This is a genomic window from Xanthomonas sp. F4, from assembly GCF_011761895.1.
On sequence record NZ_JAASQX010000002.1, the window covers coordinates 638,975 to 651,690 of the forward strand.

The following is a 12,716-nucleotide window of genomic DNA, read 5'->3' on the forward strand; positions in this document are numbered from 1 at the left end:
GTCTTGGCGACAGGACGAAAACGACAGCAGGGAAAGGACATCGGCACGGCTCGCGGCGCGGACGCCGTCATCGAGGATCAGCCGTTAATGATAGCGCCTCAGCGGCTGCCGCCGGCCACGGTGCTGGCCGCTTCCGCCTCGGCCTGCGCACGCGCGGCGAACAGCGTGCCCGGCGGCGGCTGCCGGGTGAAGAAGGTGCTGACGCCGTCGAGCACCGCGCCGGCGATGCGGCGCTGGTAGGCCGGATCGGTCAGCCGGCGCTCTTCGTCCGGGTTGGAGATGAAGGCGGTCTCGACCAGCATCGCCGGCATGTCCGAGGTGCGCAGCACCGCGAAGTTGGCGCGCTCGATCTCGGGCTTGTGGTTGTTGCCGATCCGCTTCAGCCCGCCCAGCACATGGCCGGCCGCGTCTTCGGAAGCCTTCATGTGCCCGCTCTGGGCCAGGTCCAGCAACACGTTGGCCAGGGTGCTGTCGGTCTTCTGCAGGCGCACGCCGCCGATCAGGTCGGCGGCGTTTTCCTTGTCCGCCAGCCAGCGCGCGCGCTGCGAGGACGCGCCCTTGGTCGACAGCACGTACACCGAGGAACCGGTCGCGCTGCGGTTTTCCGCGGCGTCGGCGTGGATCGAGATGAAGATGTCGGCCTTGGCCGCGCGCGCCTTCTGCGCGCGCATCGGCAAGGGAATGAACACGTCGGTGGTGCGGGTCATGTAGGCCTTCATGCCCGGCGTGGCGTTGATCTGGCGCGCCAGTTCGCGGCCGATCGCCAGGGTCACGTCCTTCTCGTGCTTGCCGCTCGGGCCGCTCGCGCCCGGATCCTGGCCGCCATGGCCGGGATCGATCGCCACGATCAGCGGGCGCATACCCGGCGCCATCTTCACCCGCGATGCCGCGCTCGGCATCACCGGCCGTGCTTCGGCGGCAGCGGCAACCGCTGCGTCGTCGTCCGCGTCGTCGCGCTCGGAAGGATCGTTCGCCGGCGGCGCGACCGTCGCGGGCGCCGGCACCACGCCGGGCGCGGGACGGCCGGGCACTGCCGCAGCAACGCTCGGCGCAGAGGCGACGACGGTCGGTGCGGGCGCGGGCGCCACGGGCGGCGGGACCGGGGTCGGTGCGGGCTGATTGGCACGCTGCACCACCGACGAGGTCAGCGCCGCAGTCGCGCGTGCCGCTTCGGCGCGCGCATCCACTGCGGGCTTCGGCGCCGGAACGGGCGGCGCGGCCTGCGGTACCGGGGTCGCGGCTGCCGGCGCGTCGCCAGCCACCGCACGACCCGACGGCGCCTCGCCCGGCCACTCGATCACCAGCACCGAACTGCCGCCGACGGTCTGCATCTGCGGCTTGAACGCCACCACCGAGCTGCTCAGGTCGAACACGATGCGCAAGGTGCCCGGCACCGGGTGTCCGGTGCGCACCGCGCTGACCACGCCGCCGCCGGCCGGCAGCTTCAGGCCCTTGGCGGCGGAGGAATCGGGAAGATCGACCACGAGGCGATTCGGATTGGCCAGCGACAGCGTGCTGAAGCCGCCACTGCCCTGCAGGCGGATCTCGGCGCGGGTGCCGGTGGCACCGTTGTCGAGCGAGACCGACTGTACCTGCCCGGCAAACGCCGTCTGCACCGCCAGGCACCAGCCTGCGGCAGCGGCAAGACTGGTGAAAAGACGGGTCCCCGGGCGCATAACGCGATTCAAACATCGCTGGGAGCCAAAGGCAAGCGGTTTTCCCTTAATAATCCATAACCTGCCTTCACTTTCTAGCGTCAGCCGGCAAAAAGTCCTTGCAAGTCGGCCTCCTCGGCCACCCGCGCCAGCCACGCGGCGCCCGCATCGGTACGCGCCTGCAGGGCGACGCTGCGCCCGCGATCGCGCACCGCCAGGCGCACGTCCAGGTCGGCCGGCGCCAGCACGTCCCCACCGCGCTCGGGCCATTCCACCAGCCACAGCGTGGCCCCGCCCTCGTCCAGCCCCAGGAAATCCAGTTCGCCGGCCGCGCCGATGCGGTACAGATCCAGGTGCCAGGCCTCGCCGTCGGCCAACGGGTAGCGCTCCACCAGGGTGTAGGTGGGGCTGCGGATCGCCCCCTGCACGCCGAGCGCGCGCAGCAGCGCCCGCGCCAGGGTCGATTTGCCGGCGCCCAAATCCCCGTGCAGATGCACCGAGGCCTGCGCCGGGCGGGTCGCGGCCAGCGCGCGGCCGAGACGTTCGGTGGCCTCGCTGTCGGGCAGGAACAAGGTGATGCTCATGGTTCGGATTCCGGATTGGACAGGCGCCGCAGCGCCGGCAACAGGTCGGTGGGCAGCAGCCCGCGCTGGCCCGCGGCAGCGGCATGGTCGCCGGCGCCGGCATGCAGCAGGGCGCCGACGCTGGCCGCTTCGAATGCCGGCAGGCCTTGCGCGCGCAGCGCCGCGATCACCCCGGTCAACAGATCGCCCATGCCGCCGACCGCCATGCCCGGATTGCCGGCGGCGATCACCCGTGGCGTTTGCCCGGGCGCGGCAACCAGGCTACCGGCGCCTTTCAGCACTACCGCGGCCTGGTAGCGGTCGGCCAATGCCGCGGCAGCCGCGAAGCGATCGCGTTGCACCTCGGCGGTGGCGATGCCGAGCAGGCGCCCGGCCTCGCCCGGATGCGGGGTCAGCACCGCCTGCGGCACGGCACGTGGCGCCTGCGCCAGCAGATTCAATGCGTCGGCATCCACCACCAGTGCGCAGTCCTCGTCGGCCAGCACCGCCTGCCACAGCGCCTGCGCCCAGGCGTCCTGGCCCAGCCCGGGGCCGAGTGCGACCACGCTGGCCTTGCCCAGCAACGGCGCCAACGCCACCGCCTCGTCGACCGCATGCACCATCGCCTCCGGACAGCGCGCCAGCAACGGCGCCACGTGCACGCCGCGGGTCGCCACGCTGACCAGGCCGGCCCCGCTGCGCAGCGCCGATTCGGCGCTGAGCATCACCGCCCCACCGCTGCCGAGGTTGCCGCCGACGCACAGCACATGGCCGGAATCGCCCTTGTGGCTGTCCTGCCGACGCGGCGCCAGACGGCTGCGCAAGGCGCCAACGGCCCAGGCCTGCGCGCGCGGCGCGCAGCCGGCGAACGCGGCCGCTGGCACCTCCAGCGTCGCCAGCGCCCGCTCGCCGACATGGTTCAAGGCTGCGCCGGTATGCAAGCCGGCGTGGGCCACGATGAACTGCAGCGTCAGTGTCGCCGGCAACACCGCACCGGGCACGCTGCCGGACTCGGCGTCCACGCCGCTGGGCACGTCCAGCGCCAGCACCGGCGCGCCGAGTCCGCCCAGCGCGCCGAGCAGCGCGGCCAGTTCGGCGTCCGGTGCGCGATTGAGGCCGATGCCGAGCAGCGCATCGACCACCACATCGGCCGGCGCCAGCGCTGCGTCGAACTCCTCGATGCGACCGCCGACACCGATGTAGTCGGTGCAGGCGCGCTGCGCCAGCGGCGATTGCGGGCCGCGCCCGGGCAACTGCAGCACGCGCACCTGGCGCCCGGCGCGATGCGCCAGCCGCGCCAGCACGTAGCCATCGCCGCCGTTGTTGCCGCTGCCGCAGGCCACCAGGATGCGCTGCGCCTGTGGCCAGCGCTGCAGCAGCGTCTGCCAGGCGGCCTGGCCGGCGCGCTGCATCAGCGTGTAGCCGTCGCCGCCGAGCAGCGCGGTGGCCTGCGCATCGATGCGGCGTGCGGCCTCGGTGGCGTAGAGATCGAAGCAGTCGTACATGCACGGGATTCTATACTTGCGCGATGTCCGCCCGCTTCGACATCGCCGACCCCCACGCTGCGGCCGCGCGCATCCGCGCGTTGGCGCGCACGTTCGGCTTCCAGCGCTGCGGCATCGCCGGGATCGAACTGCAGCAGGACGAGGCGCATCTGCGCGACTGGCTGGCACAGGGCCTGTACGGCACGATGCACTGGATGGCCCAGCACGGCGACAAGCGCGCGCGCCCGGCCGAACTCATTCCCGGCACGCTGCGGGTAATCTCGGTGGGCCTGGACTACGGCCGAAACGACGACGATTCGGCCTGGGACACGCTGCGCGACGGCGAGCGCGCCTACGTCGCGCGCTATGCGCTGGGCCGCGATTATCACAAGCTGATGCGCAACCGCCTGCAGAAGCTGGCCGAGCGCATCCAGGACGAGATCGGCCCGTTCGGCCACCGCGTGTTCGTCGATTCGGCACCGGTGCTCGAACGCGCCCTGGCGCGCGACGCCGGCCTCGGCTGGATCGGCAAGCACACCTGCCTGATCGACCGCAACGGCGGCTCCTGGTTCTTCCTCGGCGAGATCTACGTCGATCTGCCGCTGCCGATCGATCCGCCGGCCACCGCGCACTGCGGCACCTGCACGCGCTGCATCGACGTCTGCCCGACTCAAGCGATCGTCGCGCCGTACCGGCTCGATGCGCGCCGCTGCATCGCCTACCTGACCATCGAGCACGACGGCGCAATCCCCGAAGACCTGCGTCCAGCGATCGGCAACCGTATCTTCGGCTGCGACGACTGCCAGCTGATCTGCCCCTGGAACAAGTTCGCCAAGCGCAGCGACGAGCCGGACTTCCGCGCCCGCAACGATCTGGACAAGGCCACGCTGGCGCAGTTGTTCGCCTGGGAGGAAGACGAATTCCTGCGCCGCACCGAAGGCAGCGCGATCCGCCGCAGCGGCCACGAACGCTGGCTGCGCAATCTGGCGGTGGCGCTGGGCAACGCCCCGACCACGCCGCAGGTGCTGGCCGCGCTCGGCGCGCGCGCGCAGCATCCCTCGCCGCTGGTGCGCGAGCACGTGCAATGGGCGCTGGCGCAGCATGCGCAGGCGCCGACCCGTGTGGCGGCAGCGCCGGCAGCGCCGATGCCGAAAGCGAACGTGCGAGGATAGGCGCCCGTACGCCCTGCACTGCCCGCATGCCCGATCGCGCCGACCAGATCCTCAGCCCCAGCCAGCTCAACACACTGGCCCGCGACCTGCTGGAGAGCACGTTCTCAGTGGCCTGGGTGGAAGGCGAACTGGGCAATGTCACCCGCCCCTCGTCCGGCCATCTGTACTTCACCCTGAAGGACGCGCGCGCACAGGTGCGTTGCGCCATGTTCAAGCCCAAGAGCCAGTGGCTGCGGTTCGTGCCGCGCGAAGGCCTGCGCGTGCTCGCGCGCGGGCGCCTGACCCTGTACGAAGCGCGCGGCGACTACCAGTTGGTGCTGGACCACCTGGAGGAGGCCGGCGAAGGCGCGTTGCGCCGCGCGTTCGAGGACCTCAAGGCCCGGCTCGCCGCCGAGGGCCTGTTCGCCAGCGAGCGCAAGCGCGCCCTGCCCGGGTTCGTGCGCCGCCTGGCGGTCATCACCTCGCCCAGCGGCGCCGCAGTGCGCGACGTGCTGAGCGTGCTCGGCCGGCGCATGCCGCTGCTGCAGGTGGACATTCTGCCGAGCCTGGTCCAGGGCGACAGCGCAGCGGCGCAGATCGCCGCATTGCTGCGCCAGGCCGACGCCAGCGGCCGCTACGACGCGATCCTGCTGACCCGCGGCGGCGGTTCGCTGGAGGACCTGTGGGCGTTCAACGACGAACACCTGGCCCGCACCATCGCCGCGGCCATCACCCCGGTGGTGTCGGCGGTCGGCCACGAAACCGACGTGACCCTGGCCGATTTCGCCGCCGACCTGCGTGCGCCGACGCCGTCGGTCGCCGCCGAGTTGCTGGTCCCCGACCAGCGCGATCTTAGTGCGCGCCTGCGTGCCCAGCATGCCGCGCTGCTGCGCTGGCAGCAGCACCGGCTGCGGCAAGCGCAGCAACGCGCCGACCGCGCCCTGCTGCGCCTGCAGGCGCAGAGTCCGCAAGCGCGCCTGCAATTGCTGCAGCGCCGCCAGCACGAGCTCGGACGACGGCTGAAGACAGTCTGGCGGCAACAGCAGGAACGCCGCCATGCGCAGTTGCGCCATGCCGCCGCAGTGCTGCGCGCCTCCCAACCGCAGCGGCGGCTGGCGATGCTGCGCGTGCGCCTGCTTGCGCTGGGCCGGCGCCCGCAGGCGGCGATGGCGCGGCAGCTGCAGGCCGATGCGCAGCGCCTGCGTGCGTTGGCCCGTGCACTGGAGACGGTCAGCCCGCTGGCCACGGTGGCGCGCGGCTACAGCATCCTGAGCCGCGCCGACGACGGCAGCGTGGTGCGCTCGGCGGCCCAGGTCGCGCCCGGCGATCGCCTGCGCGCACGCCTGGCCGACGGCGAATTGCACCTGCGTGCCGAGCGCACGGAGTGATCCCTTCGCCCCATCGCCCTTGCCGCCCATGACCGGCAACCTCCACGAAGAAAGGATCAAGGCGATCCTGCAGGGCATGCGCCGCGCCGAACGGCGCCGGGCCGCGCGCCGCGCCGACAGCAGCGACCTGCTGTCGCTGATCGACGGCGCCGCCTATGGCGCGCCGGAGGATGCGCAACGCGCGCTCGCCTGGCTTGCGCACGACGGCACCCTGGAGCACCTGAACCACGCCGACCTGCACAATGTCGGCGAGACCATCTGCGTGGCCTGGAACGGCTGCGGCAGCGACCTGGCGACGCTGTCGCAATGGCTGCGGGAGGTACGCCTCGCCGACGGTCGCAGCGCACTGCAGGGCCTGCGCGACGGCGACAGCGCGGCGCTGCTGGACGCGGCGCTGACGGCGTTTCCCAGCTAGCGCGGATCACGCGATGCGCGCAGTGCGGCTCCTCGCCACGCGAATGCAAACGTCCGACACGCGCTGCGCGTGAGACACAAGCGGCAGTTCGTCGCTGGCGCATGTCATCGCATCGCGGCAAGGCGAAGCGCGCAGGCATGCCGGCCCGTTTGCCAAGCCCGCGGCCCACAACACCTACCGAGACGACACACGAGACATTCGGCACATGAGGCCGCGTGGCGAGGCGACCGGCGCCAGCACCGTCAATCCAGCGGCGCGACCACCAGCAGCGGATCGAGGTCATACCCCATCGCCAGCGCCTTGGCCTCGATCCCTTCGAACACCGTGCGCGACATGCGCGGCGAGCGCGACAGCACCCACAGGTACTTGCGCCCAGGTTCGCCGATCAACGCCCACTGATAGTCCGGATCCAGTGCGATCACCCAGTAGTCAGCCCACACGAACGGTACCCAGCCCAGCCAGTCCGGCGCAAAGCGCACCTGCAACCGCCCGGGATGCCCCTCCACCCGCCTTGCCACGCCTTCAGCCGCCAGCCTGTCGCCGCTGGCAGTGCGACAGGCGTTACGCACGCCGATCTGGCCATCGTCGCGCAACACGTAGGCCGCGGTGACGTCGCCGACGCACTTCTTCTGGAAGGAGACCGGCAGGTGCGCGATCTCGTGCCACTGCCCGGCATAACGACCGAGATCGAACTCGGCGACCGAGGTCACCGGCTGCGCGGCGCGCAGCGGCGGTGCGAGGCACAACAGGCACGCCAGCAACAGCAGCGCGATCGGCGAGAAGCGCATGCGCAGGTTCCGATGGACGGGAAGCAGCAGCTTATGCAGGAGCTGCGCAGCGATGTAAAGCGCGGCGCGGAACGCCGGCAATCATGGCACGGCCGGTCAGTTGCTCAGGTCGGCCATGGAGCGCTGGTCCGGCTGGCTGGCGCATTGCACCGGCTCGCGCAGCACCACGCGCTCGACCACCCCGTCGCGTCGCTGCAGATAGGTGTTGACCATCACGCACTCGGAGCCGACCTGCTCGATGTAAGGCGCATCGGCACCGGGACCGCCCTGCTCGCCCGCGTGCTCCGCCTGGTCGGCGGGGGCCGCCATCGCGGTGCCCGCCATGGCCCACAGCAGCACGACGCCGCCACATATCCGTCCGAATCCGCTGGTCATTGGCAGGTCCCCTGATTGCCCATGCCTATGATTACGACAGGCGGCGCCATTGATTGAGCGAAATATCCCGGAAAACCGTGAAAGGGGCGTATTTGTCTACAGAATTGGACACGCCGTCTTCACATGCGCTTGGTGTAAGCAGCCGTCAAAAGCCGGGGGCGCATGCGGAAGTCTGCATAGCGCACGGATGCGGCACAGAGTCCGGATGGCGACGCCGCGGCAACTCCGGCTACCGGGACCACCGGAACAACAACAAGCCGCAAAAGCCGGACAAACGCCGCAAAACCTTGCGGCAAAAGAAAAGGGCTTGCATTGCTGCAAGCCCTGAAAGAGTGGTGGCCGAGGACGGAATCGAACCGCCGACACGGGGATTTTCAATCCCCTGCTCTACCAACTGAGCTACTCGGCCACTGCGCAACGCGGCAGGACCGGTGCGAGGACGCGCATCATAGCGAGGCGATCGGAATTGGGCAAGCGCAATGTTGCAGAATTTTCCTACCGATCGCTGCGGGGTGCGCCGACGGCGTCCGACCCGAGGATGGCGCGATGCTGGACGCGTCCTCGGCATCCGGCCGGCGCACGGCAGGGACGCCTGGAGATGGCCGCCGGCCGGATTGCCGTGGACACTGCCCGAAAATCGAACAGCACGGGGGACCGCAGCACGCCCTGAACGGATTCAGCCACATGCAGGCCAACTGGCTCACCGGGACCTATTGGATGACTGGAACAGCGACGGCTGATGCTGGCCGCCTGATGAAACGTCTGACAAAAGCCGAGCCGCGCCGGCCACGCTGAGCCGAGCGCACCGACCGCGTTGGCGCGGCAACAGGCACACCGGATCCAGCCTCAGCAGACACGGCTCGACGCGCTGCAGGCCAGCCACTCCGCCTCCAGCTCCAGCCGCTGCTGCGCTGCACCCGCCGCACCGGTGCTTGAGAGAAGGAACCACAGGTGACGAACCGGCGCACTTGCACGCCCCTAGACAGCCAATCGGCGCCGGCACGCGCCAGCACATCGCCACGGCCTGATGCCTTTGGCGAGAGCGCGACATGAGGATGGCCATGGGTGATGTGTCTTCATCCATTTGGTCGCGACAACGCCCATTGGATATCGCCAGCCATAGCGCGCCAACCGCCCTCCCGCGGCGCCAGGCGTCGGCGCCGCGTAGCGGGATCCGCCAGCACCGCGCCACAACGTTAGACAGGGGTGTGGTGTAGTCTTCGCCGGTCTACCTACCCTGGGATCCGCCCATGCGTCACCCGCTCCGCCTCGGCTTGCTCGTGTTGTGCACCGCATTGCTCGGCGCCTGCAGCGACGGCATCGTGCGGCGTGTGTCCGACCCGGCCGCCAGCGTGCAGCAGCTGACGGTCGACATGGACGGCAGTTGGAAGGTGGAACTGCGCCTGCAGAACTACAGCAGCATCCCGATGCGCTACGACACCTTGCGCCTGGATCTGGGCGTGGGGGGCGAAGCCGCTGGCAGCCTGCAGGCTGCGCCTGGGATCTCGATCGGCCCGGAAACGGCGGACGTGGTGAGCGTCGCGCTGAAGCCCAGCTCGAGCGCGCGCATCGCCGTCGCCGACGCCCTGGCCGGCCGCCGCAGCCTGGAGTACACGCTGAAGGGCAGCATCGCCGCGACGCCGGAAGACAAGAAGCAGCGCAGCTTCGACATCGACACCCGCAACATGCTCTCGCCGGCGCCTGGCCTGGACGGCGTGCTGCGCTGACCATGCGACGGCGCTGACGCGCCACCCGCTCCGCTTTCTCGAACGCAATGTCCCGGACTCCGGGCGCAGGACGCGTCTGCGTCGACCTGCGCTTCACCGGATTCAGGCGCTTCCTCGACCCGCTCTTCGCGATGCTGACGGTAACCCGCGGCGCCTTGGCGCATGGCCGCGCGTGCGCTCGCCTCTCTACATGACCGTCTACCAAGGCGTTCGACCCGCTGCCACCCGCCGCGTTCAGCCAGCATTACTGTAAAATTAATACACAAATGTATTATTTACACATGTACGAAATGTCGAGCCGAGCATGAGCCGCTTCGCCGCCACCGAGCAGCGCCTGGACGTGACTGCCCGCAAGCATCCGCACTTCCCCCGCGAAGCCGCGCTGGTGCTGCGGCTGATCAAGCTGCTGCACAAGCTGAGCCTGGACCAGAGCAACGAGGTGTTGCGGCCCTACGGCCTGAGCTATGCCGAATACAACGTGCTGATGATGATCGACGCCAGCCCGGACGGGACCTTGAACCCGTCCCAGCTCGGCGACGCGGCCGGCGAGAAGTCGGCCAACATCACCCGCCTGACGACCCAACTGGTCGACAAGGGCCTGATCCAGCGCATGCCCAGTGCCCAGGACCGGCGCATGCTGCTGTTGCGCCTGACTGAGGCCGGCGAGCGCCTGATCGAAGCGCTGATCCCCGACCTGTGCGCCCAGCTCGACACCTATGTGCGGCATCTGGATCCGGCGGCGCTGGCGCAGTTGCAGGCGCTGCTGAAGACCCTGCTGCGCGGGGTCGAGGACGCCGCATGAGCGCGCCGCAGCCCAACGTCGCCGCTGCAGCCGAGCCCGCGCCGGGCCTGCGCACCGTCCTGGCCGACGCGCTGCGCGGCGAAGGCGATGCCTGGCTGTTCGTGCTGCGCACGCTGCTGTCGATCTATCTGGCCGGCTGGATCGCGCTGCGCCTGGACCTGGCCTCGCCGATGACCGCGATGATCACCGTGGTGGTGGTGATGCACCGGCAGACCGGCATGGTCTTCGCCAAGGGCTTCTACCGGATACTGGGCACGCTGATCGGCAGCGTCGCCGCGCTGACGATGGTGGCGCTGTTCCCGCAGGAGCCGGTGCTGTTCGTGCTGGTGCTGTCGCTGTGGATCGGCGCCTGCACCGGCGGCGCGCTGCTGTACCGCAACTTCAAGGCCTATGCCTTCGTGCTGTCCGGTTACACGGTGGCGCTGATCGCGCTGCCGGCGGTGAACCAGCCGCAGAACGTGTTCACCCTGGTGGTGGCGCGGGTCACCGAAGTGGTGCTGGGCCTGCTGGTGACCGGCATCGTCAGCGACGCGGTGTTCCCCAGCCGGCTGCGCCAGACCCTGCGCGACACCGTGCGCCGCGCCTCCGACGGCTTCCTGGACTTCGTCCGCGACGCCACTGGTGGGCAGCTGCCGCGCGAGGCGATGGAGCAGGCGCACCTGCGCTTCGTGCGCGACGCGGTGACCATCGAGGACCTGCGCAGTTCGGTGGTGTTCGAGGATCCGGAGGCGCGGGCCCGCAGCGGCCGCCTGCGCCTGCTCAACCAGCGCTTCATGGCGGTGTCGACCAGCTTCCAGGCGCTACACCACTACATCAACCGGCTGCTGCGCAGCGGCGGCGCGGACGTGGCCGAGGCGCTGATCGGCCTGTACCGGCCGCTCAAGGCCGCGCTCAGCGACCGTGGCGGGCGCGAGGGTGCGGCCGCCACGGCGCGCAAGCTGGCCGCATGCCGCGATGCGCTGGCGACGCGTGCGGCCGAGGCGCGTGCGCCGCTGGCCGTCCCGCAGCACGAGGCGTTCGACACCGGCGTGTCTCTGCTGCGGCGCTTCTTCGCCGACCTGCACGACTACGTCGCCACCGAAGCGACCCTGGTCGCGCCGCAGCAGTGGCGCACGCCGCAGGACGGCGGCGGCGACACCGCGGTGTTCCTGCGCGGCAACGACTACGCCGCCGCCGCACTGACTGCGCTGCGCAGCGCGCTATTGGTGGCGACGATGTGCTGGCTGTGGATCCAGGCCGGCTGGATCAGCGGTGCCACCGCGGTGTTCCAGGCGGTGGCGCTGAGCGCGATCCTGTCGTCCAGCGCCAATGCCCCGGCTGCCGCGCGCTCGCTGTTCAACGGCTTCGTGTTCGGCATCGCGCTGGGGGTGATCTGCCAGCTTCTGGTGCTGCCGCAGATGGACGGCTACGGCCTGTTCATCGCAGGCACCTTGCCGTTCCTGCTGGTGACCCTGTACCTGGCCTCGAAACCGGCGTTGTACGGCTTCGCCACCGGCGCCAACCTCGCCTTCGTGTCGATCCTGGCGGTCCAGCCCACGCCCAGCTTCAACGCTGCGGCCACCTTCAACAGTGTGGTGCCCTTGCTGCTGGGGACGCTGGCGGTGAGCGCGACCTTCGTGTTCGTGCCGCCGGTGATCGGCACGCGCTGGCAGCGCCGGCGCCTGCTCGAGCGGTTGCGGCGGCAGACCACGCTGGCTGCGCGTGCGCCGCTGTCGGGGCTGGCGCTGCGCCTGGAGAGCGTCAACCGCGACCTGTTCCAGCAGATCGTCGCGCACACCCCGCCCGGCAGCGACGAACTGCGCGACCTGCTGGGCTGGGCGCTGTCGGTGCACGAAACCGGGCGCACCCTGGTCGAGCTGCGCCGCGACGCGGCCGAAGGCACGCTGCCGCCGGCGCTGGCCGCCGAGGTGGATGCCGCGGTGCAGGCACTGGCGGAGCTGTATCTCGACCCCGGCCCGCAGCGGCACCGCCAGGCGCTGCAGCGGGTGGAGGCCGCGCTGACCGCCAGCCAGGTGGAAGGCGCGGTCCCGCTGCGCTGGAAGGCCACCCGCGAACATCTGTTGCTGCTGCGCGGCGCGCTGCTCGACGCCGATTCCGTTCTCGCCGCGCTGGCCGACACGCCGGCGCCGACCACCGCCACGCCAGGAGCCGACGATGCTGCTGCCCGCTGAACTCTCGATCGCCGGGGTGTACGTGCCCGGTCTGCTGGTGCTGGGCCTGGCCCTGCTGCTGGTGGCCTGGGCACTGGACGCGGTCGCCGGTCGCGCCGGCCTGTACCGCTACGCCTGGCATCCCTCCCTGTTCCGTCTGGCCATCTACGTCGGCGCGTTCGCCGCGCTCGGCCTGCTCCTTTTGCCGTGAGTCCCGC

The 12,716-nt window shown here is 70.5% G+C and carries 12 protein-coding genes and 1 tRNA gene; 7 read left to right on the forward strand and 6 right to left on the reverse strand.

What is annotated here, in order from left to right:
* Positions 1 to 98: 98 nt before the first annotated feature.
* The 3 genes from FHR66_RS10695 to FHR66_RS10705 form a co-directional block, all read right to left on the reverse strand.
* Entirely contained in the window at positions 99 to 1,676 is a 1,578-nt protein-coding gene (locus FHR66_RS10695; protein ID WP_160967401.1) for an N-acetylmuramoyl-L-alanine amidase, read from the reverse strand.
* Between the two features lie 80 nt (positions 1,677 to 1,756).
* Complete coding sequence (gene tsaE, locus FHR66_RS10700) at positions 1,757 to 2,239, reverse strand: tRNA (adenosine(37)-N6)-threonylcarbamoyltransferase complex ATPase subunit type 1 TsaE (protein ID WP_160967399.1); 483 nt, start codon at positions 2,237 to 2,239, stop codon at positions 1,757 to 1,759.
* On the reverse strand, positions 2,236 to 3,723 hold the full coding sequence (locus FHR66_RS10705; RefSeq protein ID WP_160967397.1) for an NAD(P)H-hydrate dehydratase: 1,488 nt from the start codon (positions 3,721 to 3,723) through the stop codon (positions 2,236 to 2,238). The genes tsaE and FHR66_RS10705 overlap by 4 nt, the downstream gene beginning before the upstream one ends.
* 23 nt (positions 3,724 to 3,746) lie before the next feature.
* Here FHR66_RS10705 and queG point away from each other — a divergent pair, with 23 nt between their 5' ends.
* The 3 genes from queG to FHR66_RS10720 are packed head-to-tail and all read left to right on the forward strand — an operon-like array spanning position 3,747 to position 6,656.
* On the forward strand, positions 3,747 to 4,874 hold the full coding sequence (gene queG, locus FHR66_RS10710; RefSeq protein ID WP_160967395.1) for a tRNA epoxyqueuosine(34) reductase QueG: 1,128 nt from the start codon (positions 3,747 to 3,749) through the stop codon (positions 4,872 to 4,874).
* A 26-nt stretch (positions 4,875 to 4,900) separates the two neighbouring features.
* Complete coding sequence (gene xseA / locus FHR66_RS10715; protein WP_160967393.1) at positions 4,901 to 6,241, forward strand: exodeoxyribonuclease VII large subunit; 1,341 nt, start codon at positions 4,901 to 4,903, stop codon at positions 6,239 to 6,241.
* Positions 6,242 to 6,269: 28 nt separating this feature from the next.
* On the forward strand, positions 6,270 to 6,656 hold the full coding sequence (locus FHR66_RS10720) for a hypothetical protein (RefSeq protein WP_160967391.1): 387 nt from the start codon (positions 6,270 to 6,272) through the stop codon (positions 6,654 to 6,656).
* A gap of 242 nt (positions 6,657 to 6,898) precedes the next feature.
* On the opposite strand, the gene FHR66_RS10725 is transcribed toward FHR66_RS10720, so the two are convergent.
* The 3 genes from FHR66_RS10725 to FHR66_RS10735 form a co-directional block, all read right to left on the reverse strand.
* Complete coding sequence (locus FHR66_RS10725) at positions 6,899 to 7,444, reverse strand: lipocalin family protein (protein ID WP_160967389.1); 546 nt, start codon at positions 7,442 to 7,444, stop codon at positions 6,899 to 6,901.
* 96 nt (positions 7,445 to 7,540) lie between these two features.
* A complete protein-coding gene (locus FHR66_RS10730) occupies positions 7,541 to 7,819 on the reverse strand; it encodes a hypothetical protein (RefSeq protein WP_160967387.1) in 279 nt (92 codons plus the stop codon).
* 333 nt (positions 7,820 to 8,152) lie between these two features.
* Positions 8,153 to 8,228 (reverse strand) — tRNA-Phe (locus FHR66_RS10735).
* Between the two features lie 841 nt (positions 8,229 to 9,069).
* Between FHR66_RS10735 and FHR66_RS10740 the strand changes: the two genes are divergently transcribed.
* From FHR66_RS10740 to FHR66_RS10755, 4 genes are all read left to right on the forward strand, one after another.
* Positions 9,070 to 9,546 carry an NDR1/HIN1-like protein gene (locus FHR66_RS10740; RefSeq protein ID WP_160967385.1) on the forward strand — a complete coding sequence of 159 codons (477 nt, stop codon included), beginning with the start codon at positions 9,070 to 9,072 and terminating at the stop codon, positions 9,544 to 9,546.
* Between the two features lie 304 nt (positions 9,547 to 9,850).
* The gene (locus FHR66_RS10745; RefSeq protein WP_160967384.1) at positions 9,851 to 10,348 is read left to right on the forward strand and encodes a MarR family winged helix-turn-helix transcriptional regulator; all 498 of its coding nucleotides are present in this window, start codon (positions 9,851 to 9,853) and stop codon (positions 10,346 to 10,348) included.
* A complete protein-coding gene (locus FHR66_RS10750) occupies positions 10,345 to 12,519 on the forward strand; it encodes an FUSC family protein (protein ID WP_160967382.1) in 2,175 nt (724 codons plus the stop codon). The genes FHR66_RS10745 and FHR66_RS10750 overlap by 4 nt, the downstream gene beginning before the upstream one ends.
* Positions 12,503 to 12,709 (forward strand): DUF1656 domain-containing protein, encoded by a 207-nt coding sequence (locus FHR66_RS10755; RefSeq protein ID WP_017916033.1) that lies wholly within the window; start codon positions 12,503 to 12,505, stop codon positions 12,707 to 12,709. The genes FHR66_RS10750 and FHR66_RS10755 overlap by 17 nt, the downstream gene beginning before the upstream one ends.
* The last annotated feature ends 7 nt before the right edge of the window (positions 12,710 to 12,716 follow it).